Source organism: Microbacterium sp. AG790, from assembly GCF_003634765.1.
GTDB lineage: Bacteria > Actinomycetota > Actinomycetes > Actinomycetales > Microbacteriaceae > Microbacterium.
The window spans coordinates 438918-461326 of the sequence record NZ_RBWZ01000007.1 but is presented as its reverse complement, the minus strand read 5'-3'; the positions used below and the strand labels follow the sequence as shown (position 1 = coordinate 461326).

Annotated in this window: 23 protein-coding genes and 3 tRNA genes; 12 read left to right on the top strand and 14 right to left on the bottom strand. The window is 68.3% G+C overall.

Annotated elements, in window-relative coordinates; translation table 11 throughout:
- Positions 1 to 57: 57 nt before the first annotated feature.
- The 4 genes from gyrA (at position 58) to DEU37_RS07610 (ending at position 3262) form a co-directional block, all read left to right on the top strand.
- The gene (gene gyrA / locus DEU37_RS07625; RefSeq protein WP_121189971.1) at positions 58 to 2634 is read left to right on the top strand and encodes a DNA gyrase subunit A; all 2577 of its coding nucleotides are present in this window, start codon (positions 58 to 60) and stop codon (positions 2632 to 2634) included.
- Entirely contained in the window at positions 2631 to 3032 is a 402-nt protein-coding gene (locus DEU37_RS07620; protein ID WP_036288844.1) for a DUF3566 domain-containing protein, read from the top strand. Before gyrA ends, DEU37_RS07620 begins: the two co-directional genes overlap by 4 nt.
- A gap of 69 nt (positions 3033 to 3101) precedes the next feature.
- Positions 3102 to 3178 (top strand) — tRNA-Ile (locus tag DEU37_RS07615).
- Between the two features lie 11 nt (positions 3179 to 3189).
- Positions 3190 to 3262 (top strand) — tRNA-Ala (locus tag DEU37_RS07610).
- 167 nt (positions 3263 to 3429) lie between these two features.
- Here the strand turns inward: DEU37_RS07610 and DEU37_RS07605 are convergent.
- Both DEU37_RS07605 and DEU37_RS07600 read right to left on the bottom strand, forming a co-directional pair.
- Positions 3430 to 3795 (bottom strand): hypothetical protein, encoded by a 366-nt coding sequence (locus DEU37_RS07605; protein ID WP_259457189.1) that lies wholly within the window; start codon positions 3793 to 3795, stop codon positions 3430 to 3432.
- A 174-nt stretch (positions 3796 to 3969) separates the two neighbouring features.
- Positions 3970 to 4812 (bottom strand): helix-turn-helix transcriptional regulator, encoded by an 843-nt coding sequence (locus tag DEU37_RS07600; RefSeq protein WP_121189970.1) that lies wholly within the window; start codon positions 4810 to 4812, stop codon positions 3970 to 3972.
- A 76-nt stretch (positions 4813 to 4888) separates the two neighbouring features.
- Between DEU37_RS07600 and ilvD the strand changes: the two genes are divergently transcribed.
- On the top strand, positions 4889 to 6787 hold the full coding sequence (gene ilvD, locus DEU37_RS07595) for a dihydroxy-acid dehydratase (RefSeq protein ID WP_121189969.1): 1899 nt from the start codon (positions 4889 to 4891) through the stop codon (positions 6785 to 6787).
- A 163-nt stretch (positions 6788 to 6950) separates the two neighbouring features.
- On the top strand, positions 6951 to 7388 hold the full coding sequence (locus tag DEU37_RS07590) for an NUDIX hydrolase (RefSeq protein ID WP_121189968.1): 438 nt from the start codon (positions 6951 to 6953) through the stop codon (positions 7386 to 7388).
- A gap of 18 nt (positions 7389 to 7406) precedes the next feature.
- Here DEU37_RS07590 and DEU37_RS07585 read toward each other — a convergent pair whose 3' ends face one another.
- Together DEU37_RS07585 and DEU37_RS07580 are read right to left on the bottom strand one after the other, a co-directional pair.
- On the bottom strand, positions 7407 to 7889 hold the full coding sequence (locus DEU37_RS07585; RefSeq protein WP_121189967.1) for an aminoacyl-tRNA deacylase: 483 nt from the start codon (positions 7887 to 7889) through the stop codon (positions 7407 to 7409).
- Positions 7890 to 7955: 66 nt separating this feature from the next.
- Positions 7956 to 8525, bottom strand: a complete 570-nt coding sequence (locus DEU37_RS07580; RefSeq protein WP_121189966.1) for a DNA helicase — start codon at positions 8523 to 8525, stop codon at positions 7956 to 7958.
- Positions 8526 to 8616: 91 nt separating this feature from the next.
- On the opposite strand from DEU37_RS07580, the gene DEU37_RS07575 reads away from it, so the two are divergent.
- Together DEU37_RS07575 and DEU37_RS07570 are read left to right on the top strand one after the other, a co-directional pair.
- On the top strand, positions 8617 to 9174 hold the full coding sequence (locus DEU37_RS07575; RefSeq protein WP_121189965.1) for a peptidylprolyl isomerase: 558 nt from the start codon (positions 8617 to 8619) through the stop codon (positions 9172 to 9174).
- 20 nt (positions 9175 to 9194) lie between these two features.
- Positions 9195 to 10040, top strand: coding sequence for a rhomboid family intramembrane serine protease (locus DEU37_RS07570; RefSeq protein ID WP_121189964.1), 846 nt, complete (start codon positions 9195 to 9197; stop codon positions 10038 to 10040).
- A gap of 106 nt (positions 10041 to 10146) precedes the next feature.
- Here DEU37_RS07570 and DEU37_RS07565 read toward each other — a convergent pair whose 3' ends face one another.
- Positions 10147 to 10386: a cell division protein CrgA gene (locus DEU37_RS07565; protein WP_005054721.1), complete on the bottom strand. Its 240-nt coding sequence runs from the start codon at positions 10384 to 10386 to the stop codon at positions 10147 to 10149.
- A 55-nt stretch (positions 10387 to 10441) separates the two neighbouring features.
- Here DEU37_RS07565 and DEU37_RS07560 point away from each other — a divergent pair, with 55 nt between their 5' ends.
- From DEU37_RS07560 to DEU37_RS07555, 3 genes are read left to right on the top strand one after another with little or no spacing between them, the layout of a single operon-like run.
- Positions 10442 to 11362, top strand: coding sequence for a class E sortase (locus DEU37_RS07560; protein WP_259457188.1), 921 nt, complete (start codon positions 10442 to 10444; stop codon positions 11360 to 11362).
- Positions 11362 to 11520 carry a hypothetical protein gene (locus DEU37_RS14845; RefSeq protein WP_036286756.1) on the top strand — a complete coding sequence of 53 codons (159 nt, stop codon included), beginning with the start codon at positions 11362 to 11364 and terminating at the stop codon, positions 11518 to 11520. The genes DEU37_RS07560 and DEU37_RS14845 overlap by 1 nt, the downstream gene beginning before the upstream one ends.
- Positions 11501 to 12211, top strand: coding sequence for an aminodeoxychorismate/anthranilate synthase component II (locus DEU37_RS07555; protein ID WP_121189963.1), 711 nt, complete (start codon positions 11501 to 11503; stop codon positions 12209 to 12211). The genes DEU37_RS14845 and DEU37_RS07555 overlap by 20 nt, the downstream gene beginning before the upstream one ends.
- Here DEU37_RS07555 and pknB read toward each other — a convergent pair.
- From pknB to DEU37_RS07520, 7 genes are all read right to left on the bottom strand, one after another.
- Positions 12146 to 13849: a Stk1 family PASTA domain-containing Ser/Thr kinase gene (pknB, locus tag DEU37_RS07550; RefSeq protein ID WP_121189962.1), complete on the bottom strand. Its 1704-nt coding sequence runs from the start codon at positions 13847 to 13849 to the stop codon at positions 12146 to 12148. The two genes, DEU37_RS07555 and pknB, sit on opposite strands and share 66 nt — an antisense overlap.
- A gap of 102 nt (positions 13850 to 13951) precedes the next feature.
- Complete coding sequence (locus DEU37_RS07545; RefSeq protein WP_121189961.1) at positions 13952 to 15688, bottom strand: serine/threonine-protein kinase; 1737 nt, start codon at positions 15686 to 15688, stop codon at positions 13952 to 13954.
- Positions 15685 to 17145 carry a penicillin-binding protein 2 gene (locus DEU37_RS07540; protein ID WP_016463825.1) on the bottom strand — a complete coding sequence of 487 codons (1461 nt, stop codon included), beginning with the start codon at positions 17143 to 17145 and terminating at the stop codon, positions 15685 to 15687. The genes DEU37_RS07545 and DEU37_RS07540 overlap by 4 nt, the downstream gene beginning before the upstream one ends.
- Positions 17142 to 18533, bottom strand: a complete 1392-nt coding sequence (locus DEU37_RS07535) for an FtsW/RodA/SpoVE family cell cycle protein (RefSeq protein WP_121189960.1) — start codon at positions 18531 to 18533, stop codon at positions 17142 to 17144. The genes DEU37_RS07540 and DEU37_RS07535 overlap by 4 nt, the downstream gene beginning before the upstream one ends.
- On the bottom strand, positions 18530 to 19768 hold the full coding sequence (locus DEU37_RS07530) for a PP2C family serine/threonine-protein phosphatase (protein WP_121189959.1): 1239 nt from the start codon (positions 19766 to 19768) through the stop codon (positions 18530 to 18532). Before DEU37_RS07530 ends, DEU37_RS07535 begins: the two co-directional genes overlap by 4 nt.
- Positions 19769 to 19778: 10 nt before the next feature.
- The gene (locus tag DEU37_RS07525) at positions 19779 to 20330 is read right to left on the bottom strand and encodes an FHA domain-containing protein (RefSeq protein WP_121189958.1); all 552 of its coding nucleotides are present in this window, start codon (positions 20328 to 20330) and stop codon (positions 19779 to 19781) included.
- Positions 20327 to 21058: a DUF3662 and FHA domain-containing protein gene (locus DEU37_RS07520; RefSeq protein ID WP_005054740.1), complete on the bottom strand. Its 732-nt coding sequence runs from the start codon at positions 21056 to 21058 to the stop codon at positions 20327 to 20329. The genes DEU37_RS07525 and DEU37_RS07520 overlap by 4 nt, the downstream gene beginning before the upstream one ends.
- A gap of 227 nt (positions 21059 to 21285) precedes the next feature.
- Here DEU37_RS07520 and DEU37_RS07515 point away from each other — a divergent pair.
- Positions 21286 to 21369, top strand: a tRNA-Leu gene (locus tag DEU37_RS07515).
- A gap of 83 nt (positions 21370 to 21452) precedes the next feature.
- Here DEU37_RS07515 and DEU37_RS07510 read toward each other — a convergent pair.
- Both DEU37_RS07510 and DEU37_RS07505 read right to left on the bottom strand, forming a co-directional pair.
- On the bottom strand, positions 21453 to 22121 hold the full coding sequence (locus DEU37_RS07510) for a GntR family transcriptional regulator (protein ID WP_121189957.1): 669 nt from the start codon (positions 22119 to 22121) through the stop codon (positions 21453 to 21455).
- Positions 22122 to 22183: 62 nt separating this feature from the next.
- Positions 22184 to 22408 (bottom strand): hypothetical protein, encoded by a 225-nt coding sequence (locus tag DEU37_RS07505; RefSeq protein ID WP_121189956.1) that lies wholly within the window; start codon positions 22406 to 22408, stop codon positions 22184 to 22186.
- Between the last annotated feature and the right edge of the window lies 1 nt (position 22409).

The following is a 22409-nucleotide window of genomic DNA, read 5'->3' as shown; positions in this document are numbered from 1 at the left end:
GCAGCGACGAGTCGAAACGCGACACACGCACCCCGGCCCACGTGAGAACGAGAAGACATGACTGACGAAGAACGCCCCGACCCGAAAGCCGGCCACAACCACGGCAACATCGACCAGGTCGACCTCCAGGTCGAGATGCAGCGCAGCTATCTCGACTACGCGATGAGCGTCATCGTGGGCCGCGCCCTGCCCGATGTCCGTGACGGTCTCAAGCCCGTGCACCGCCGTGTGATCTACGGCATGTACGACGGCGGGTACCGTCCCGACAAGAGCTTCAACAAGTGCGCCCGCGTCGTCGGCGAGGTGATGGGTCAGTACCACCCGCACGGTGACAGCGCGATCTACGACGCGCTCGTGCGCCTCGTGCAGCCGTGGTCGCTGCGCTACCCGCTCGCCGACGGACAGGGCAACTTCGGTTCTCCCGGCAACCAGGGCGCCGCAGCGCCCCGGTACACCGAGACGAAGATGGCCGCGCTCGCGATGGAGATGGTGCGCGACATCGACGAGGACACCGTCGACTTCGAGCCGAACTACGACGGCAAGACGCAGGAGCCGACGGTGCTGCCGTCGCGCTTCCCGAACCTGCTGGTCAACGGCTCGGTCGGCATCGCGGTCGGTATGGCCACCAACATCCCGCCGCACAACCTGCGCGAGGTGGCCGAGGGCGCGCTGTGGGCGCTGGAGAACCCGGACGCGCCGCGCGAGGAGCTGCTCGAAGCGCTCATGGGGCGCATCCACGGGCCGGACTTCCCGACGGGTGCGCAGATCCTCGGGACCAAGGGCATCCGCGAGGCGCAGCGCACGGGCCGCGGCTCGATCACGATGCGTGCCGTCGTGAACGTCGAGGAGATCCAGGGCCGCACGTGCCTCGTGATCACTGAGCTCCCCTACCAGGTGAACCCCGACAACGTCGCGCTGAAGATCCGCGACCTCGCCCGCGACGGTCGCATCACCGGCATCGCCGACATCCGCGACGAGACGAGCGACCGCACGGGTCAGCGCCTCGTCATCGTCCTGAAGCGGGATGCCGTCGCCAAGGTCGTCCTGAACAACCTGTACAAGCACACGCAGCTGCAGGAGAACTTCGGCGCCAACATGCTGGCGATCGTCGACGGTGTGCCGCGCACGCTCGCCCTCGACGGGTTCATCACGTACTGGATCGAGCACCAGGTCGAGGTGATCGTCCGGCGCACGGCCTTCCGGCTCCGCAAGGCCGAGGAGCGCATGCACATCCTGCGTGCGTACCTCAAGGCGCTCGACGCGCTCGACGAGGTCATCGCACTGATCCGCCGCTCGCCGACGGTGGAGGAGGCGCGCGAGGGCCTCAAGGCGCTGCTGGAGATCGACGACATCCAGGCCGACGCGATCTTGGCCATGCAGCTGCGTCGTCTTGCGGCGCTGGAGCGGCAGAAGATCATCGACGAGGCCACGGAGCTCGAGGCGCAGATCGCCGACCTCAACGACATCCTCGTCTCGCCGGCCCGACAGCGCACGATCATCGCGGCCGAGCTCACCGGCATCGTCGACAAGTTCGGCGACGAGCGGCGCACGACGATCCTGCACGGCTTCGACGGCGACATGTCGATGGAAGACCTCATCCCCGAAGAGGAGATGGTCATCACCGTCACCCGCGACGGGTACATCAAGCGCACGCGCAGTGACAACTACCGCTCGCAGCACCGCGGTGGCAAGGGCGTCAAGGGCGCCCAGCTGCGGGCGGACGATGTGGTCGAGCACTTCTTCGTGACGACGACGCACCACTGGCTGCTCTTCTTCACCACGAAGGGTCGCGTCTACCGGTCGAAGGCGTACGAGGTTCCGGAGGCGGGCCGCGACGCGAAGGGCCAGCACGTCGCGAACCTGCTCGCGCTGCAGCCGGGTGAGGAGATCGCGCAGATCCTCGACATCCGCGACTACAAGGTCGCGCAGTACCTGGTGCTGGCCACCCGCGACGGCAAGATCAAGAAGACCTTCCTCAGCGAGTACGACACCAACCGTCAGGGCGGGATCATCGCGATCCGCCTGCGCGGGCAGGACGAGGAGGACGGCGACGAGGTCGTCAGCGCGCTGCTCGTGGACGACACCGACGACATCCTGCTCATCTCACGCCAGGGCATGTCGCTGCGGTTCACCGCGACCGACGAGTCGCTGCGCCCCATGGGACGCTCGACCGAGGGTGTGAAGGGGATGTCGTTCCGTGAGCGGGACACGCTCCTGTCGGCATCCGTCGCGAAGGACGATGCGTACGTCTTCGTCGTGACCGAGGGTGGCTACGCCAAGCGCACGGCCGTCGACCAGTACCGCCTCCAGGGGCGCGGCGGATTGGGCATCAAGGTTGCCAAGTTGAACGAGGATCGCGGCGATCTGGCGGGCGGTCTGATCGTCGGTGAGGACGACGAGGTCTTGGTGGTTCTTGCCAGCGGCAAGGTGGTACGCTCTGCCGTGGCCGAGGTGCCTGCGAAGGGTCGCGACACCATGGGAGTGGTCTTCGCCCGTCCCGACGACGACGATCGCATCCTCGCGATTGCACGGAACTCGGAGCGAGCGCTCCGAGCGGAGCAGGACCCGGCCGAGACCACCGAAGCCGAAGACTCCCCCGCTTCGCGCCCCGAAGGAAGTGACACCGACGCATGAGCACGGTAGCCGACAAGCTCGCCAAGAAGTCATCCAGTAAGACCAGCGCCAAGCAGGTGCGTCTGCGCCTCGTCTACGTGGACTTCTGGTCTGCGGTGAAGCTGTCCTTCCTCGCCGCGGTCGCCATCGCGATCGTCACCGTGGTGGCCAGCTTCCTGATCTACACGGTGCTCAGCACGACGGGACTGATCGGCAAGCTCGACGACCTGTTCAAGGCGTTCGACGACAACTTCAAGTTGAGCGATGTGATCAACCTGGCGCAGGTCATGGCGTTCTCCTCGGTGGTCGCGATCTTGAACCTGATCGTGATCACGGTGCTGGGTGCCGTCGTCGCCGGGATCTACAACCTGATGGTCAAGGTTACCGGCGGACTGCTCGTCGGCTTCACATCCAACTGACCGATTTTTTGTTTGCCCGCTCGTCGGGTAAAGTCTTGGAGGTTGACGGCGGCAACGCCGCCTCCGGACGGGGCTATAGCTCAGGCGGTTAGAGCGCTTCACTGATAATGAAGAGGTCCCAGGTTCAAGTCCTGGTAGCCCCACCAAACACCCGTCCGGGGCCTTAGCTCAGTTGGTAGAGCGCCTGCTTTGCAAGCAGGATGTCAGGAGTTCGAATCTCCTAGGCTCCACAGGACAGAACCCCCAGATCAGCGAGATTCTCTCGGAAGACCTGGGGGTTCTTTCGTTCTCGCACCAGGGGCTCGCGTGCCATCCACGTGCCACTACGCGCCGGAGACCGCCTGGCGGGGATCCTGGTCCGCACGCGCCCTGGCGGTGGCGGAGGTCGTCTTCACAGTCACAGACGGCCCTCGGTGCTCGCGACCGACGCCTCGGTCCGGAGCGTCAGCGCCATGGTGGCGAAGCCGATCGCGGCAACGATAGCCGGGAGGTACGTCAGGTATCCCGCGCCGAAGTCCGAGCCCCCCCAGCACACTGCGACAGAGATGCCCCCGATGAGGAACGCCAGGGTGTCGAGGCCGAGTCGTGGTTTCGACGTGGCGACGACGAAGCAGAGGGGGACGATTGCGATGATCGTGGCCGCGGCGCTCACCAACGCCGGCGCTTCGAGTCCTCCGGTCAAGGCGAGCGCCGCGTACACGACGAGGGCCGGGATCAGGAGTGCGGCGACGATGCGGCGAGTTCGTGCGTAGAAGGTCTGCATGGGATTCTCCTTTGAGTCAGAGCACAAGCGAGATCGCGGCGGCAACCGTCAGGCCCCGTGATTCCATGCGGAAGCGAGCCTCTCGACTCGTGGTCGCCTGTTCCCGCAACGCTCCATTGTTTCCACAGTCTCCCTCATCGCCGCGCATGTTACCGAGGTCTCGTCCGCGAGGATTCAGGATGCCGCGCCGAAGCGGTGCCGCGTCTCGGCATCCGCGACGTAGACGACGAGCTGCAGATCGAGGTGGTCGGAAGGCCGCAGCTGATGGTGTTCGAACACGAGCCGGCCGAGCTCGGGATGACGGAACACGCGCTCGCGTGAGACGAAACCGCCGACGCCGTGCTCGTTCCAGCGGGTGTCGAAGTCGACGCTCGCCGTGCGGAGCCGAGAGATGAGATCGCGGTAGCGGGGATCACTCAGGCGCGGTCCGGCCTCCGCCCGAAACTCGGCGAGGAAGCGCCGGCTCGTGTCGTCCCAATCGTCCAGCAGCGAGCGCACGGACGGGTCGGTGAAGACGAGCCACAGCAGGTTGCGGTTCTCCCCCGCGGTGGTCGCGACCCCGGGGTACAGCCGCTCGTACGCGTTGTTCCATCCGGCGATCCCCCAATCCGGGGCGAGCGCGTAGGCGGGATGCTCGTCGAGCGCATCGAGGAAGCGCTGTACCTGAGCGGGGGCGATGTCCACGGCATCCGCGCGGGTCGTCGGGCGGGGGGCGAGACCGACGAGACTCAGCACATAGTCGTGCTCCGCGTCGGTCAGCCGCAGCGTCGTCGCGACGGCATCCAAGACCTGCCGCGAGGGGTTGATGTCGCGTCCCTGCTCGAGCCAGGTGTACCAGGTGACGCTCACACCCGACAGGTACGAGACTTCCTCGCGCCGCAGGCCCACGGCACGACCGCGGCCGGCCGGCGGCAATCCGTAGGCGGTGCGGTCGAGGCGCTCGCGCTGTCTACGCAGAAACGAACCGAGTTCCTGCCGCTGCTGACGGCCGTCGTCGCGCGCACCATCCTCACTCACCCCATAAACCTAGTACTGCCACTACTAGGAGCAACGCAGACTTCCAGAGGTGCGCCACGGCATCCAGAGTGGAATCATGCCCACCCCTCTGCGCTCCCGCACCGTCACGCACGGCCGCAACGCCGCCGGTGCCCGTGCCCTGTTCCGCGCCGCCGGCGTCAATGCGGCCGACTTCGGCAAGCCGATGATCGCCGTCGCCAACAGCTTCACCGAGTTCGTGCCCGGCCACACGCACCTGCAGCCGGTGGGTCGCATCGTCTCCGACGCCATCACCGCGGCCGGCGGCATCCCGCGCGAGTTCAACACGATCGCCGTCGACGACGGCATCGCCATGGGCCACGGCGGCATGCTGTACTCGCTGCCCTCGCGTGATCTGATCGCCGACTCCGTCGAGTACATGGTCAACGCGCACCAGGCCGACGCACTCGTGTGCATCTCCAACTGCGACAAGATCACCCCCGGCATGCTGATGGCGGCGCTGCGCCTGAACATCCCCACCGTCTTCGTCTCGGGCGGCCCGATGGAGTCCGGACGGGCGACCCTCGTCGACGGCACCGTGCGCACCCTCGATCTCGTCGACGCGATCTCCGAGGCCGCGAACGACACGGTCTCGGATGCCGACATCCAGCGCATCGAGGAGAACGCCTGCCCCACCTGCGGGTCATGCTCGGGCATGTTCACGGCCAACTCGATGAACTGCCTGGTCGAGGCCCTCGGCCTGGCCCTCCCCGGCAACGGCTCGGTGCTCGCGACCCACACCGCGCGCCGGGCCCTCTACGAGAAGGCCGGCGAGGTCGCGGTGCAGATCACGCGCGCGTTCTATGACGAGGACGACGCCTCGGTACTCCCGCGTGCGGTCGCGAGCCCTGCCGCCTTCGCCAACGCGATGGCGCTCGACATCGCCATGGGCGGATCGACCAACACGATCCTGCATCTGCTCGCCGCGGCGCACGAGGCCGGCATCGACTTCGGGCTCGATGAGATCGACGCCATCTCGCGTCGCGTGCCGTGCCTCGCCAAGATCGCGCCCAACCCGGCCTACGGCCGCATGTACTACATGGAGGACGTCCACCGCGCCGGCGGCATCCCCACGATCCTCGGCGAGCTGCACCGTGCGGGGCTGCTCAACTCCGACGTGTCGTCGATCCACTCGCCCTCGCTCGAGGCGTGGCTGGCCGAGTGGGACGTGCGCGGCGGTACGGCGTCTGAGACCGCTCACGACCTGTGGCATGCGGCGCCCGGCGGCGTGCGCTCTTCGAGTGCGTTCTCACAGTCCGAGCGCTGGGCGAGCCTGGACGAGGATGCCGAGAACGGCTGCATCCGTTCCGCCGCACACGCCTATTCCGCCGACGGCGGTCTCGCGGTGCTGCGGGGCAACCTCGCCGTCGACGGCGCCGTCGTCAAGACCGCCGGCGTCGACCCGTCGATCCTCGTCTTCTCGGGCCCCGCCGTCGTGTGCGAGTCGCAGGAGGAGGCGGTGGCGAAGATCCTCGGCAAGAAGGTGCAACCCGGCGATGTCGTCGTCATCCGCTACGAGGGTCCCAAGGGCGGACCCGGCATGCAGGAGATGCTGCGCCCCACCTCATTCCTCAAGGGCCGCGGCCTGGGCAAGGTGTGCGCGCTGGTCACCGATGGCCGCTTCTCGGGCGGCACGTCGGGCCTGTCGATCGGTCACGTCTCGCCGGAGGCGGCGAGCGGCGGCATCATCGCCCTCGTCGAGGACGGCGACATCGTCGACATCGACATCCCCTCACGCTCGATGAGCCTGCGGGTCGACGATGACGAGTTGGAGCGCCGCCGCGCCCGGCTGCTCGACGCGGGCGGCTACGCACCGAAGGATCGGCAGCGTCCCGTGTCGCTGGCGCTGCGGGCCTACGCGGCGATGGCGACCTCGGCCGATCGTGGAGCGGTCCGCGATGTCGAATCCGTCGAGCGTGCGCTGCGCGAGCGCGAGCTGCGCACCGCCGCCGTCTGAGCCTCGGACGCGACGTTCCGTATTCAGTCTCCGCCATCCAGCCGCCGCAGAGCTCGCCCGTCATTCCGGTATGCCCGGCCGGTGCTCATCGCACCGGGACTGAGTACGGAACCGAGGGAAGAGGACTCCCGTGCGACGCAGCCGCGACCGCTAGGCTCACGGAATGGACTTGCGGGTCGCCGCCTACGCCGTCGTCGTCGACGAGTCCGACCGCGTGCTGCTCGCTCACTGGCACCAGGGGCGCCGCGGAGCCTGGACGATGCCCGGAGGCGGCTTGGAAGACGGCGAGGATCCGGTGGATGCCGCGCGCCGCGAGGTCTGGGAGGAGACGGGGTTCCGCGTGCGTATCGGGGAGCTGCTCGGCATCCACTCTCGCGTGATCCCCGCGAACCGCCGCGTCTTCGCGGACGACCCCGAACCGCTGCACACGCTGCGCATCGTGTACCGGGCGGAGGTGACCGGCGGGCAGCTGCGTTACGAGCGCAACGGATCGACCGATCGTGCGGAGTGGTTCGCCCTCACCGCGCTCCCACCGCAACGGGTGAAGCTCGTCGACATCGCACTCGGGATGGCCGGCCTGCCCGTCGCCCGGGCGAGCTGACCCGGCTGAGCGCCGCGCTCAGGAGGCCGATGCCGCCGGCTGGGAGATGTCGGCGACCGTCGCGTCGTACGCACGGATGAGGTCGTCGGCGTCGACGAACAGGCTGTATCCGTGTGCCCCGGCACCCATCGCGATACGCCGCCCCACGATCGACGCGTCCGCGTACACCGGCCAGTCGTTGGTGCTGCCGATCGGCACGATCGTCCCGCGCTCGTAGCCGGTCGCGGCCAGAGCGAGATCCGGCTCGGGGAGCCTCAGCTTGTTCACCCCGACGAGGGCCCGCAACTTCGGCCAGGAGATTGCGAGATCGCCGGGGATCAGGGCGAACAGGTACGTGTCGTCCGACTTCTTGACCACGAGGGTCTTGACGATGTCGGCAGGCTGCAGGCCGAGCAGGCTCGCCGCCTCCGCGAGGCTGGATGCCGCGGGGCGCTCACGCAGCTCGATGTCGAGACCGCGCGCCGCGGCGGCGGTGCGCACGCGTTCGAGCGGATCGGTCATGGCGTTTCGACTCGCTGCGCTCGCTCAACGACCGGGGACTGCGCTCGCTCGACGACCGAGGGCTGATCAGGCATCCGGTGCGCGCAGCGGGTCGTCCGCCACCCACAGCTCGTCGTCGGCACGCAGCGTCTGCCAGGCGGCGTAAACCACTCCGGCCGCTGCGGCGACGCCGAGGAGGATCGCGATGACGCCGCCGGCGCCCAGGCTCTTCTTCGGAGTGGAGACGCTCAGCTGCTTCGTCGCCTTCTTGCCGTACTTGTCGGCCTTCTTCTGGATGGCGGCGAGGTCGATCGAGCCGAAGCCACGACCGGCGGCCACACTGTGACGCTTCTCGTTCGCGGCATCCCACACCGACAACGCCGAACCGATCAGCGCACCCGCCGTCGGGACGACCTTGTCGTTGTAGACCTTCTTGGAGGTCGCGACGCCCTGCTCGACATACGGGGCCGCGTACTTCTCGTACGTGTGCTGCACGGTCGGCACGACCTGCTCGCGGTTGTAGTTGCCGAGCTGGCGACCGGCCTCGCGGGCGACCTCGCCCGCCTGTCCGATCAGGACCTGCTGCGACTCCCACAGCGTGTTCGCCTGGTGCTGGAGCTTGCGGAGTTCCTTCTTGCGCTTGCGGCTGAGGCTCACGGTGCCCTCCCTGGGTTCCGGCTGGGTTTCATCCCATCTTGCCAGACCTGCCGGGCCTCGCGAGGGGTTGACAGGTGAGAGAATGCTAGGCATGCCGATCCACACCGCCGTCGCGACCATCCACACCAACCACGGCGACATCGTCGTCAACCTCTTCGGAGACCACGCACCGCGCACGGTGCAGAACTTCACCGGTCTCGCCGACGGCTCGCAGGCCTGGACGCACCCGGCGACCGGCAAGCCGGGCGAAGGACCGCTCTACAAGGACGTCATCTTCCACCGCATCATCCCGAACTTCATGATCCAGGGCGGCGACCCGCTCGGTCAGGGTGTCGGGGGCCCGGGTTACAACTTCAACGACGAGATCCACCCCGAGCTCACCTTCGGTGCCCCCTACCTGGTGGCGATGGCCAACGCGGGCCTGCGCCGCAACGCCATCACGGGCAAGGCCGAGGGCACCAACGGCTCGCAGTTCTTCATCACGACCGATCCGACGCCGTGGCTCAACGGCAAGCACACGATCTTCGGCGAGGTCGCCGACGATGCTTCGCGTGCCGTCGTCGACGCGATCTCGGCCGTTCCGACCGCCGCGGGCGACCGCCCGATCGAGCCCGTGGTGATCAGCTCGATCGACGTCGTCCCCGCCTGAGCAGAGCGGAACCGGCCCGCGTGACCGACTCCGACATCCGCACCAATCCGGAGAACTTCTGCTACCGGCATCCGGATCGGCAGAGCTTCGTGCTCTGTCAGCGGTGTCTGCGCACGATCTGCGGAGAGTGTCAGACGCCGCTTCCGGTGGGAGTCATCTGCCCGGAGTGCCTCGCCGAACAGCGCAAGGCGGCATCGGCGAACGTCACGCGGATGCCGCGGCGCCGCGTGGCCGGACTCGACGGAAAGCCCGTCGTCACCTACACGCTGGTCATCGTCACCAGCGTGTTTTACCTGATCGGACTGATCCCCGGCATCGGTCTCTATGTGCAGAACCTGCTCGCCTTCCAGGCGCAGCTGGCGTACGTGCAGCCGTGGCGACTGCTGACGGTGACACTCGTTCACGCGAGCATCTTCCACATCGCCTTCAACATGCTCGCGTTGTGGGCGCTCGGACGCAGTCTCGAGCCGCTGCTCGGAAGGTGGCGCTTCCTCGCGCTCTACCTGCTGAGCGCTCTCGGGGGCTCGGTCCTGACGGCGCTGCTCGCCCCGAACACGTGGGTCGTCGGCGCTTCCGGTGCGGTCTGGGGATTGCTCGGCGCGATGTTCGTCATCGGCCGTCACCTCGGCGCCAACGTCACGGCGATCGCCGTGCTGCTCGGGATCAACCTGGTGATCACGTTCCTGCCGGGATCGAACATCGCCTGGCAGGCGCACATCGGCGGCGGTCTGGTCGGCGCCTTGATCGGCGTCATCTTCGCGCGCACGCGGAAGATCCGCCAGCGCGCGCTGCAGATCTGGCTGCTGGTCGCCGTGGGCGTCGGCCTGCTGGGTGCGCTGGCCGTTCCGCTGTACCTGTACGCCTAGACCGTCAGCCGAGAGTTATCCACAGGTTCATCCACAGATGGGGATGAATCACACCCGTGTAATTCACAGGCCATGACACCTGTGGAAAGAGAGCGGATGCCGGCGATCAGCGCCAGCGCGTGGTCATCAGGAATCCGATGAAGGCGATTCCGAAGCCGATCACGAGGTTCCACCCGGCGATACCGGGGATCGGCAGCGCCTGGTTGCTCAGGTAGAACACGATCACCCACAGCAGACCCAGGATCATGAGCCCGAGCATGATGGGCTTGAACCACACCGGGTTGGGTGCGGACTCGCCTTCGCCGTACTCCGCGACCTGCTCGTCGTGCTTTCCTGAACGCGCCATGGCCACGATTCTACCTGGCAGGTCTCCCTCAGCCACGCTGTGCGACAATCACAGCGTGAAGGACGGCATCGACGACAACGCAGCTGAGGGCATCGGCTCGCTCGAGCACACGTCTCGGCGCGCCCGCCGTCTTGCCGCGCAGTCGGAGGAGTCGGGGCCGACCACTCCGGCGGAGCCGATCACCCAGGAGCCGGAGGGTGCGTCTGCGCCGTTGCGCGCGGCGAAGCCGCGACGGCGGGCCTCGTTCCTCGGCGTCCTCGGCGAGCTGCTCATCACGGCGGGCGTCATCGCACTGCTCTACGTCGCGTGGCAGATGTGGATCGGTGACTGGATCATCGGCTCGCAGAAGCACACGGAGGCCAGTGCCCTCTCGCAGAGCTGGCTGCAGCAGGTACCGCAGAGCCCGACGGCATCCGACACGCCCACGCCGTCTCCGAGTGCGAGTTCATCGCCCGAGGCCGCCGCACCGGTTCCGGTGATGGCGCAGAAGGACTACGGTCAGCAGTTCGGGGTGATGTTCGTGCCCCGCTTCGGACCGAACTGGCAGTTCACCGTGGCTGCGGGAACGGGCCGCCACGACATCCTCGACGCGGGTGAGATCGGTCACTACACCGATACCGCCATGCCCGGAGAGGTCGGCAACACCGTGTACGCCGCCCACCGATGGACCTCCGGCGCACCGTTCGACCCGATCGACAAGCTCGTGATCGGCGACGCCATCGTCATCCAGACGCCGGACGGCTGGTACACCTACCGCTTCCGCACTCTCGAGTACGTGCAGGCGACGCAGGTCGAGGTCTTGCTGCCCGTTCCGCAGCAGGTCGGCATGGCAGCAAACGGCCGCTATCTCACACTGACCAGCTGCGCCCCGAAGCTCAACATGCTCGAGCGCATCATCGCGTACGCCGTGTTCGAGAGCTTCACTCCGACCTCGGCGGGACCGCCCGCCTCGCTCACCCAGGGAGTGTCCGCCTGATGTATGCCGCCCTGTGGCGTGTTCTTCCCGGCCCTGCCTGGGTGCGCATCCTCATTCTGCTGGTTCTGCTGGCCGCCGTGCTCTACGGGCTGTTCTGGTACGTGTTCCCGTGGGTCGCTCAGTTCGTCAATCCGCAGGATGCCACGGTCGGCGGCTGAGGGGCGACGAGTTCTCGTCGTCGACAACCACGACAGCTTCGTCCACACGCTCGTCGGCTATCTGCACGAGCTGGGGGCGACGACCGACATGGTCGAAGCGGATGCCGTCGATGACCCCGTGGCCGTGATCGCCCCGTCTGCGGGAGTGCTGATCTCACCCGGACCCGGCTCGCCGGAGGATGCCGGGGCCTCGATCGAGATCGTGCGGGCGGCGGCTTCCGCGCGCATCCCCCTGCTGGGGGTGTGCCTGGGCCACCAGGTGCTCGGGGCGGCGTTCGGTGCGACGGTGGCCGAGGCTTCGCAGCTGCGCCACGGCACGACATCGCGGGTCTGGCATGACGGCGCGTTCCCCTTCGCCGGACTGCCGTCGCCCTTCTCGGCGACGCGCTACCACTCTCTCGCGGTCGTTCCGGACTCGCTGCCCGCCGAGCTCGAGGTGACCGCGCGCACGTCGTCCGGAGTCATCATGGGACTCGCCCACCGCGAGCTGCCGCTCTGGGGCGTGCAGTTCCATCCCGAATCGGTGCTCACCGAGGGCGGGCACTTGCTGCTGGGCTCATGGCTGGAGCGCGTCGGGGTCGCCGGGGCTGCAGCACGCGGCCGCGAGCTGCAGCCGCTGCGGGGATCACTTACCGGTGCAGACGCGGAGCTCGACCGTGGAGTGGATCGGCACATCGCCCGGGGGCAGTGACTGTCCGGCGACGATCGGCGTCGAGCCCACGGCGGGACACGACGGGTCCTCGACGACGCTCGCGGTGAGTTTGAGGTCGGCGGAGGTGAGGTCCCTGGTCGCCGCATCGACGGTGTAGCCGACGAGGTTCACCAGAGCGACCTTGCCGCTGGCGACCGTGAGGTTCACGCGCGTTCCGACCGGGATCTGCGTGCCCGCCGTCTGGTCGGCCGAGATGACGATGCCCTGGGCGAGGTCGGGATCGCTGCGCGTCGTCACGGCCCCCAGCTGCAATCCGACGGCCTTCAGAGCCGCTTCTGCGTCTGTCGACGACTTGCCGGTGATGTCGGGCATGGCGCTGGTCTGCTGCCCCGTCGAGACGTAGACCGTGATCGTCTGGCCGGGGGCCACGATGGTGCCCGCGGCGGGGTCGGTGCGGATGACGTTGCCGGAGACGATCGTATTGTCGCTCTGGTCGACGCGCTTCGCCTGAAGATCCTGACCCACCAGCTTCTCGCTCGCGCGGTCCCACGACATGTCGACGACGTCCTCGACGACGCGCGAATTCTGCGGTACCGCGGCGCCGGGCCTAATCGTGATGACCCAGATCAGCACCGAGATCAGGACGACGGCGAGCAGTGCCACCCCGGCCCAGATCCACGCGGCCGGGGGTCCTGCCTGCGTCCGCCGCATGGTCGTGTCGGCGGTCAGCTGGCGCAGCGACCGGGCCGTCTCTGCGGCCTGCCGCGGGTTCGCACCGTAGAGCTCGCTGGCCAGCGCGCCGACCTGCTTCTTCGTCGGGGTGTGACCGTCGACCGTGGCGTCGAGTGCCTGGCGGAACGACGCCGCGTCCTGGTAGCGCTGGAACGGATCCTTGGCGAGAGCGCGCAGCGCGACCGCGTCGATCGAGCGGGGGATCGCGTCGACCAGTTCGGAGGGGGGCAGAGGTGTTTCGCTGACGTGCTGATAGGCGACCGCGACCGGAGACTCGCCGCGGAAGGGCTGGCGACCGGTGAGCAGCTCGTACAGCACGATGCCGGCCGAGTAGAGGTCGGCGCGCGCATCGACCGGCTCACCCTTGGCCTGCTCCGGCGACAGGTAGGCCGCGGTGCCGATGATGGCGGTGGTCTCGGCGACGGTCGAGGAGGAGTCGGACACGGCGCGGGCGATGCCGAAGTCCATCACCTTCACCTGGCCGCCGGGGGTGATCATGACGTTGCCGGGCTTGATGTCGCGATGGACGACGCCGGCGCGATGCGAGTACTCGAGCGCTTCGAGGATGCCGTCGACGTAGCGGATGGCCTCACCGACCGGCACGCCGCCGTCGCTGACGACATCCTTCAGGAGGGTGCCTTCGACGAGCTCCATCACGATGTACGGAACGGGGTGCGTCGAGCCGTCGGGGTCGGTCTCGGCATCCTCACCGGCGTCGTAGACGCGGACGATCGCGGGGTGCGACATTCGTGAGGCCGACTGCGCCTCGAGCCGGAATCGGGTGCGGAACGCGCTGTCTTCGGCGAGCTCCCGCTTGAGGATCTTGATGGCCACCTGACGCCCGAGGGTCAGGTCCTGCCCGCGGTACACGGTGGCCATGCCTCCGCGGCCGATGAGTTCATCGACGCGGTACCGCTCGGACAGCACACGCGGATCTGCAGACACTTCTCTCCCCTGGGCTGACTCATAGCCAGCCTAATAGAACCCTCCTGTGCGACCCCTGGACCCTTACGCCCGCGACCCCCACCCCGGGGACGCGGGCCACGCTCAGGGGGCGGCCGGCGTGCCCGTGGGCGTGCTCGTCGTCGGGATCGGCGCCTGACCCTCCTGGGAATCCGGGCTCGTGCGGTCGCCGCACTGCGCGCTGTACTTCACGAGGATCAACGATCCCGGCTGCACGTTCTTGTCGGCCGTCACCTGAAGGCTCCGCGGCGCGGTGGGCGACTGATACGTCGTGCTGTTGTTCGCGTTGAAGGTGCCGTTGATGACGGTGAAGTTGTACGCGGTCACCGACGATCCGGCCGGGCATCCACTGAACGCATCCCAGGTCACGGTGAAGGTCTGCGACCCCTTCGGGTCGTTCGTCACCGTCGGCGCGTTCGGCGTGCCGATCGGGCTCATCTCGTCATAGAAGGTGAGCGTCACCGGGGCGCTGAGCTTCACGTTGCCCGTGGTCGGGTTGGTCTGGTAGACCTTGCCGACCTCGTCCTGCGTCGTTGCCGCGGACCCACGCTCGCAGGAGACGTTGGCGAAACCAGCCTTCTCGGCGATGCCCTTCGCGGCGTCGCACGTCTGGCCGATCAGTCCGAGGCTGTCGATGGCCACCGTCGTGGGGCTCGCCGAGGGTGACGGGGGCGTCGCCGAGCGGCTGGGCGTCGAGGATGTCGAGGAACTCGTCGTCGGCGCGGGCTGCGCGCCCTGGTTCGCGAAGAGGGCGAACAGGGTGCCGCCGAGCACGATGAGCAGCAGCGCGATGAGCGCGACCAGCGGCCACGTCCACGGGCTGCGCTTCTTCTTCTGCGGCTCGTCTGCGGCATCGACGGCCGCGACGGCGCCGGCCGCTCCCGCGGTCGGCAGCAGGCGCGTGGCCTCCTGGGTCGCGAGTCCCGGGGTCAGCAGCTTCGTCGCCTCGTCCATGGCCAGGCCACCGGCGATGGCGGGGACGATGGCCGCCGCTCCGGCGACATCACCGCGACGAAGCGCGGTCGCCGCGCGGGCGACGGCGGATGCGGTCGCGGGCCGGTCCTCCGGCTTCTTCGCGATCATGCTCATCACGAAGTTGCGCACCGGCTCGGCGATGGTGGCCGCCAGCGGCGGCGGGGTGTCGTTGATCTGCGCCATCGCGATCGCCACCTGCGACTCCCCGGTGAAGGGGCGCTTGCCGGCGAGGCACTCGTAGGCGACGATGCCCAGCGAGTAGATGTCGGTCGCGGGGGATGCCGCGTGCCCCGACGCCTGCTCGGGCGAGAGGTACTGCACGGTGCCCATCACCTGACCGGTGGCGGTCAGCGGCACCTGGTCGGCGATGCGGGCGATGCCGAAGTCGGTGATCTTCACCCGTCCGTCGGGGGTGATGAGCAGGTTTCCCGGCTTGATGTCGCGGTGCACGAGACCGGCGGCGTGCGCGGCCTGCAGGGCGGCGGCCGTCTGCGCGACGATGTCGAGGGTCTTGTCGGTGGACAGTGATCCCTCGCGCTCGAGGATGGTCGACAGTGCTTCCCCGGGGACGAGCTCCATCACGAGGAAGGCGGAGCCGTTCTCCTCGCCGTAGTCGAAGACGCTCGCGATGCCCTCGTGGTTGACGAGCGCCGCGTGGCGGGCCTCGGCGCGGAAGCGCTCCAGGAAGCCCGGGTCCCCCATGTACTCGTCTTTGAGGATCTTGATCGCGACGGTGCGTCCGATCACATGGTCGGTGGCCTCCCAGACCTCGCCCATGCCGCCGATCGCGATCCGCGAATCCAGCTCGTAGCGTCCACCGAAGCTCACACCCTGTGTCGGTCTCATCTGCTCAGCACCGCCTCCATGACTTTCTTCGCGATTGGAGCCGCGATCCCGTTGCTCGTGCCGGACTGCCCGAGACCTCCGCCGTTTTCCACCATCACGGCGACGACCACTTTCGGGTCGTTGGCCGGGGCGAAGCCCGTGAACCAGAGAGTGTACGGATCCGAAGGTCCGTGCTCGGCGGTACCGGTCTTTCCGGCCACGTCGACCCCGTCTATTGTTGCACCGCTGGCCGCGCCGTCACGGACATTGGAGATCATCAGCGAGGTCATCGTCGCGGCATCCGTCGTGCTCAGCGCGCGACCCAGCTCGGTGTCGGCGAACGTCTCCTGCACGGTCAGATCGGGCGCCACGACGCGGTCGACCATGCGCGGCTTCATGACCATGCCGCCGTTGGCGATGCCGGCGGAGACCATCGCCATCTGCAGCGGCGTGGCGGTGACGCTGCCCTGACCGAAGCCCGTGAGGGCGACCTTGTCGGCCGAGAGGGCGCCGGTCGGATACGAGGAGGTGACGACGCCGAGCGGGATGTCGATGCTCGCGTTGTTGAAGCCGTACTTCTCGGCCTCGGCGCGCAGCGCATCCTGGCCGAGCGCGACGGCGAGCTGTGCCATCGGGATGTTGCAGCTCAGGCGCAGGGCGGTGGCGATGGTGACCTGATCGCCGGGGCCGCACGTGTTGCCGTCGAAGTTGCGGATCGAGGTCGACGTTCCCGGCAACGTGTAGGTCGCGGGGTTGGGGAAGGTCGAGTCCGGCGTGAACTTGCCCGACGCCAGCGCCGCGGAGACGACGACGAGCTTGAAGGTCGATCCAGGCGGGTTCAGGGTGCCGATCGCGCGATTGTCGAGCGGATTGACGGCGGCGTTCATCAGCTGGTTGTAGGTCTCGTTGACCTGCTGCGCGTTGTGCACGGCCATCGCGTTGGTGTCGTAGCTCGGGCTCGTCACCATCGCCAGCACTCGGCCGGTCTTGGGCTCGAGGGCGACGACCGCGCCCTGATAGGTGCCGAGCGCGTCGAAGGCAGCTTTCTGGATCGCCGGGTCGAGGGTCAGCAGAACGTTGGAGCCGCGAGCGGGCTGACCCGTGATGATCTGATCGACGCGCGAGAGGAACTGCGAGTTGGCGGTGCCCGACAGCTCCTTGTTCATCGACTGTTCGAGGCCGGTGAGCGAGTTGAGCAACGGGTTCATGTACCCCGTGACCGGCGCCCACATCTGCGGGTCGGCGTACTGCCGCTGCCAGGCGTACACGTCGTCGCTCGGCACGGAGTCGGCGATGACGGTGTCACCGGCGATGATCGAGCCGCGCTGCACCTCGAACGAGTCGTAGAGAGCGCGCTTGTTGAGCGGGTTCTCGCTGAGATCGCCGGCCTGGACGACCTGGATCCAGCTGGTCGCGCCGAACAGGGCCACGAACATGGCGAGCATGATCAGCGACAGCCGTCGCAGTTCGCGGGTCATCCGATCACCACCCGGGGGCGCGAACGCACGGCATCCGAGATGCGCAGCAGCAACGCGACGACGATCCAGTTGGCCACCAGAGACGATCCGCCCGCCGCGAGGAACGGGGTCGTGAGCCCGGTGAGCGGGATGAGACGGGTGACGCCGCCGACCATGATGAACACCTGCAGCGCGATGGTGAACGACAGGCCCGTGGCCAGCAGCTTGCCGAAGTCGTCCTGGCCGGCGATGCCGATGCGGACGCCGCGACTGGTGAACACCATGTAGAGGCAGAGGATCGCGAAGACGCCGATCAGTCCCAGCTCTTCGCCGATGCTGGGGAAGATGTAGTCGCTCTGCGACAGGGGCGTCAGCCCCGGGCGGCCCCGGCCGAGGCCCGTGCCGAGCAGGCCGCCCTCGGACAGACCGAAGATGCCGCTCACGAGCTGGTAGCTGCCGCCCGCGCTGTCGATGACGGCGGGGTTGAAGGCGTCGAGCCAGTTCTGGAAGCGCCCGCCCACGTAGCTCAGCACCTGCGAGGCGATCAGGGCACCGCCGACGGCCAGCAGCAGACCGAGCACCGCCCAGCTCGTCTTGCCCGTGGCGACGTAGATCATCGCGATGAACATGCCGAACATGAGCAGACCGGTGCCGAGGTCGCGCTGGAAGACGATGATCGCCATCGAGGCGAGCCAGATGAGCAGGAGCGGTCCGAGCTCGCGGGCACGGGGCCACGTCATGCCGAGGAAGCGCGTACCGACCGAGGTGAGCGCTTCGCGCGTGCGCACGAGGTAGCCGGCGAAGAAGATGGCCAACGCGATCTTCGCCAGCTCGCCGGGCTGGAAGGAGAAGAGGCCGCCGATGGAGATCCACACATCGGCGTTGGCGTCGGTGCCCAGCCCCGGCACGAAGGGGAGCACGAGCAGCAGGATGCCGACGAACCCGAAGACGTACGTGTAGCGGAAGAGCACGCGGTAGTTCTTCAGGAAGATCACGATCGCGACCGCAGCGGCGCTCGCGATGGCCAGCCACACGAGCTGGCGGATCGAGAGGGCGTCCCACCCGGTGCTCTGGTCCTCGATGTCGATGCGGTAGATCATCGCCAGGCCGAGACCCGACAGCACGGTCGCGATGGGGACGACGAACGGGTCGGCTTGCGACGCTTTGAAGCGCAGCACGATGTGCAGCCCGAGCACCAGCACGGTCAGTGCGCCGCAGTAGTAGAGGAACGTCCAGTCGATGTGGCCGAGCGCGCCCAGCTGCACGAGGGCGACCGCGGCACCGTTGATCGCGAAGGCGAACAGCAGCAGACCGAGTTCGCGGTTGCGCTGCGTCTGCGGCATCCGGAGTTTGCGCAGCGCTTTCACGACCGTGGTGTCGGCCTGGACGGTGTCTGTCGCCGAGCTCATCGTTCACCCTCCAGAGTGGTGCGCAGGGTGTCGACGATCTGCTCGGCGTCCGAGAGCGAGCGCGCCGAGATCGTCGAGGTCACCGCGAGACGCTGGTAGAAGGGCAGGTCGTTCAGCACGATGCCCGTGTCCTCGTAGACGGACGACAGCGAGATCGGGCCGATGTCCTGCTGGATGCCGCGGTAGATGACGACGGTGTCGGCGTCGGCGCCGACGAAGTAGCGGGTCTGCGTCCAGCTGTAGGCGCCGAGCGCGGCCGCGGCCAGGGCCGCGAGGATGACGACGAAGCCGACCACCCACCAGACGCGGCGGCGGCGGGCACGGCGGCGGTCCTCCTCGATGAGCTCCTCGAGGAACTCGGCGGCGGGCTCGAAGTGCGTCGGCTCGTTGGCCGCCTGGCGGGCGGGGTGCAGCCAGCTGGTGCGCCCGGGGCGGGCGGCCGGCACGTCGACGCCCTGCGGGTTGGATGCCGAGCCGACGATCGTCGCGGTGCCGCTGAACATCGGGTGGCTGCCGCCGACGTCCACGATGACGACGGTGACGTTGTCGGGGGCTCCGCCGTCGAGCGCCTGCTTGAGCAGGAGGTCCGCGGTGCGGCCCGGCGGATAGTGGTGGCCGAGCACCTTGCTGGTGTGCGCGTCGTCGACGACGCCGGAGAGGCCGTCGGAGCAGAGCAGCCAGCGGTCGCCGGGCTGGGTCGGCATGATGAACGTGTCGACGTCGGGGTCGGGGTCCATGTCGCCGAGCACGCGCATGAGCACGGATCGACGCGGGTGGTAGCGCGCCTCTTCGGGAGTGATGCGACCGGAGTCGACGAGCCGCTGCACGAAGGTGTGGTCGGTGGTGATCTGGGTGAGCGCATCGTCGCGGTAGAGATAGATGCGCGAGTCGCCGATGTGGGCGATCACGGCGTAGTCGTCCACCATGATGAGGCCGCTGACGGTGGTGCCCATGCCGGCGAGTTCGGGTCGGCGCGCGACGGTGTCGATCAGCACCCCCGCGGTCGAGGAGATGGCTTCCTGCAGCGCCTGCTCGGCCTCCGCGGTCGAGGCGTAGGGGTGATCGAGGTTCTTCAGGCGGTGGACGGCGATGCTCGAGGCGACATCACCCCCGGCATGACCTCCCATGCCGTCGGCGACGACGAAGAGGTTCGAGCCGGCGTAGCCCGAATCCTGGTTGTTGGAGCGCACCTTCCCCGTATGGGAGATGGCGACGCTCGATCCCTCGAAGACCATGAGAGGCGGGCTACTTCCTCAGCTCGAACGTCGTCGCGCCGACCTTGATCGGTGCTCCCACGCGAACGGGAACCGGCGTGCTCACGCGGGCACCGTCGTGCCAGGTGCCGTTGGTGGAGTCGAGGTCCTGGATCATCCACTGGTCGCCCCACAGCAGCAGGCGCGCGTGGTGGCTGGAGGTGTAGTCGTCGCGGATCACGAGACCCGACTCGCTCGAGCGGCCGATCGTGAGCGCCTCCGAGCCGAGCGGAAGCTCGAGGCCGGCTTTCGGGCCGCTCGTGATCACGATGCGTGACACGGCATCGCGAGTCGCCTTCTGCGGGCCGGTCGGACTCGGAGCCGCGGCAGGAGTGGCGGGGGCGATGGGTGCCGTCGCCGCCTGAGCGGCGGCCGGTGCGGATGCCGCGGGTGCGACGCCCACGCCGGCGGCCGCGGGTTCGGGGAGCTTTCGCACCTTCACCCCGAAGAGGTCTGCGCGCAGGGAGTAGACGACGGCGAAGACGAAGAACCACAGCAGGATCAGGAATCCGATCTGCAGCAGCAGGAGAGTCAACTCGCTCACGCGGGTCCTCCGATTCCAAAGGCGCGGGTCGCGTCGGCGGCAGAGGTCGTGGGGCGAGGGGGCGCGGCCTGTGCGATGACGCGGAAGACGATGTCGGTGCGGCCGATCGTGACCACCGAGTCGGGGGGCAGCGGCGCTTCGGCGATCTTCGTGCCGTTCAGCTGCGTGCCGTTGGTCGAGCCCATGTCGCGCACCATGGCGCGCTCGCCGTCCCAGAGGATCTCGACGTGACGACGGCTGGTCCCGGCATCCGGGATCGTGATGTCGGCGTCGCTGCCGCGCCCGATGACGGTGCGCCCCTTCGCGAGGGTGTGCGAGGCTCCGGCGATCTCGACGACGCCGCGCCAGGCGACCTGGCCGGCCGCGGTCTGCGAGGCTACGCGCAGCGTGCCCGTCGAGAGGGTGGGGTCACCGGCCAAAGCGATGGTGACGGGGCCGGCGAAGCTGAACCCCTGCGCCTTCGCGTGGGCGTCGACGAGGGTGTGCAGTTCGGAGTCGAGCGCGCTGCCCAGACCCAGCATGCGCTCGGCATCGGCCGGCGACATGCGCACCTCGAAGGTGTTCGGGGCGAGAATGCGGTCGCGGCTGACGACAGCAGCCTTCGCGTCGAGTTCGCTGCGCAGGGCGGCCGCGATCTCGACGGGCTGAATGCCGCTACGGAAGGACTTCGCGAACGCGCTGTTGACTGCGCGCTCGAGTCCCTTCTCGAAGCTGTCCAGTAGTCCCACAGGGCTCCTCAGGATCGCCGACCGGTGCGTACATGCTAGTTGCACAGGCTGAGCAGACGCGGAACGTGCGGGGCGGGCGCTGCGTTTCGACTCGCTGCGCGCGCTCAACGACCGGGAGGCGGCCGGCCCGTGCGTGGAGCGAGGCAGGCACCGCCGAGTCGAAACGGGTCTCGGGGCGTGATATCCTCGGGAAGTTGAGTCCGTGAGATCTTCGGATGTCGCGGCTCGCGCGAGTGGCGGAATAGGCAGACGCGCTGGCTTCAGGTGCCAGTGCCCGAAAGGGCGTGGGGGTTCAACTCCCCCCTCGCGCACAGGACGTGCGAACGAAGAGGCCGGGCCGGAGATCAGATCCGGGCCCGGCCTCTTCGTCGATGTACCACCGGACGAACGGACCTCACGGGTGCGCGGGCTGTGCGGCGCCGGGCGTGACGCCGTAGAGCCGCCGGATGGTCTCTTCGGCGCCGGCCGCGTCGCGCGCCGCGATCCGGTCACGCAGCAGCTGCCAGTTCTCGCGGCGCGGCGCGGCCTCGGCCCGGACCCCCGACCATCCGCGCAGATTGCGTTCGACGACGATCGAGGTCTCATGGATGATCGTGTCGAACACGCTGTTGCCGGTCGCCCGCGCAGCGACGATGCCCAGGCGGGATGCCGCGGAGAACACCGCGGCCGCGTTGCCGGAGTCGATGCCCGCCAGCGCCGCATCCACCGTGGCGACCAGGTCGGCCAGGTCGTCGTCCGAGCACCGTGACAGCGAAAGGCTGAGCGCATTGCCCAGGAAGTAGGCGGCGAACTCGCCGGTGTCGCGGCGCAATGCGTCGCTGGGCGCGGTGACACGGGTGTAGCGGCCGACCGCGATCTCGACGAGCCCGAAGCGCTCCAGTCGTTGCAGTGCTTCTCGGACGGGTGTTCGCGACACGCCCAGCTGCTGGGCGAGCTCGACATCGCGGAGGCGATGTCCGGGAGGGAAAGTGCCGTCGGCGATCGCCGCGCCGATGCGCGCGTAGATCTCGTCACTCAGGATCATCCCGCTGACGAGCTCGATCGGGGCGAGGGTGGCACTCATTTGGAACGAATGGTACGTCGCCGCACCCGGCTGCGACAGGGGACGTCGCTGCGGGCCGACGCTCAGACGCGCGGCGTGGCCAACGGCGCACCCGCAGCGAACGCGCGCTCCCCGAAGCGGATGCCCATCCGCTCGTAGGCGGCGGCGTTCGGGTGCAGGCCATCGTTGAGGTCTGACACCTCGGCATCCGGGAGCAGATGCCGGCCGTCGAGGAAGAAGAGGCGCGGATCATCCGCACGCGCGGCGAGCACCCTCGAGACGGCGTTGCGCACGACACGGAGATTCATC

Coding starts and splice junctions, on each gene's coding strand:
- DEU37_RS07545 (WP_121189961.1), bottom strand. CDS start 15,688: ATGAGACCGACACAGGGTGTGAGCTTCGGTGGACGCTACGAGCTGGAT.
- DEU37_RS07590 (WP_121189968.1), top strand. CDS start 6,951: ATGGACTTGCGGGTCGCCGCCTACGCCGTCGTCGTCGACGAGTCCGAC.
- DEU37_RS07530 (WP_121189959.1), bottom strand. CDS start 19,768: ATGGTCTTCGAGGGATCGAGCGTCGCCATCTCCCATACGGGGAAGGTG.
- DEU37_RS07535 (WP_121189960.1), bottom strand. CDS start 18,533: ATGAGCTCGGCGACAGACACCGTCCAGGCCGACACCACGGTCGTGAAA.
- DEU37_RS14845 (WP_036286756.1), top strand. CDS start 11,362: ATGTATGCCGCCCTGTGGCGTGTTCTTCCCGGCCCTGCCTGGGTGCGC.
- DEU37_RS07620 (WP_036288844.1), top strand. CDS start 2,631: ATGAGCACGGTAGCCGACAAGCTCGCCAAGAAGTCATCCAGTAAGACC.
- DEU37_RS07585 (WP_121189967.1), bottom strand. CDS start 7,889: ATGACCGATCCGCTCGAACGCGTGCGCACCGCCGCCGCGGCGCGCGGT.
- DEU37_RS07575 (WP_121189965.1), top strand. CDS start 8,617: ATGCCGATCCACACCGCCGTCGCGACCATCCACACCAACCACGGCGAC.
- DEU37_RS07605 (WP_259457189.1), bottom strand. CDS start 3,795: ATGCAGACCTTCTACGCACGAACTCGCCGCATCGTCGCCGCACTCCTG.
- DEU37_RS07565 (WP_005054721.1), bottom strand. CDS start 10,386: ATGGCGCGTTCAGGAAAGCACGACGAGCAGGTCGCGGAGTACGGCGAA.
- DEU37_RS07555 (WP_121189963.1), top strand. CDS start 11,501: ATGCCACGGTCGGCGGCTGAGGGGCGACGAGTTCTCGTCGTCGACAAC.
- DEU37_RS07510 (WP_121189957.1), bottom strand. CDS start 22,121: ATGAGTGCCACCCTCGCCCCGATCGAGCTCGTCAGCGGGATGATCCTG.
- DEU37_RS07505 (WP_121189956.1), bottom strand. CDS start 22,408: ATGAATCTCCGTGTCGTGCGCAACGCCGTCTCGAGGGTGCTCGCCGCG.
- DEU37_RS07540 (WP_016463825.1), bottom strand. CDS start 17,145: ATGACCCGCGAACTGCGACGGCTGTCGCTGATCATGCTCGCCATGTTC.
- ilvD (WP_121189969.1), top strand. CDS start 4,889: ATGCCCACCCCTCTGCGCTCCCGCACCGTCACGCACGGCCGCAACGCC.
- gyrA (WP_121189971.1), top strand. CDS start 58: ATGACTGACGAAGAACGCCCCGACCCGAAAGCCGGCCACAACCACGGC.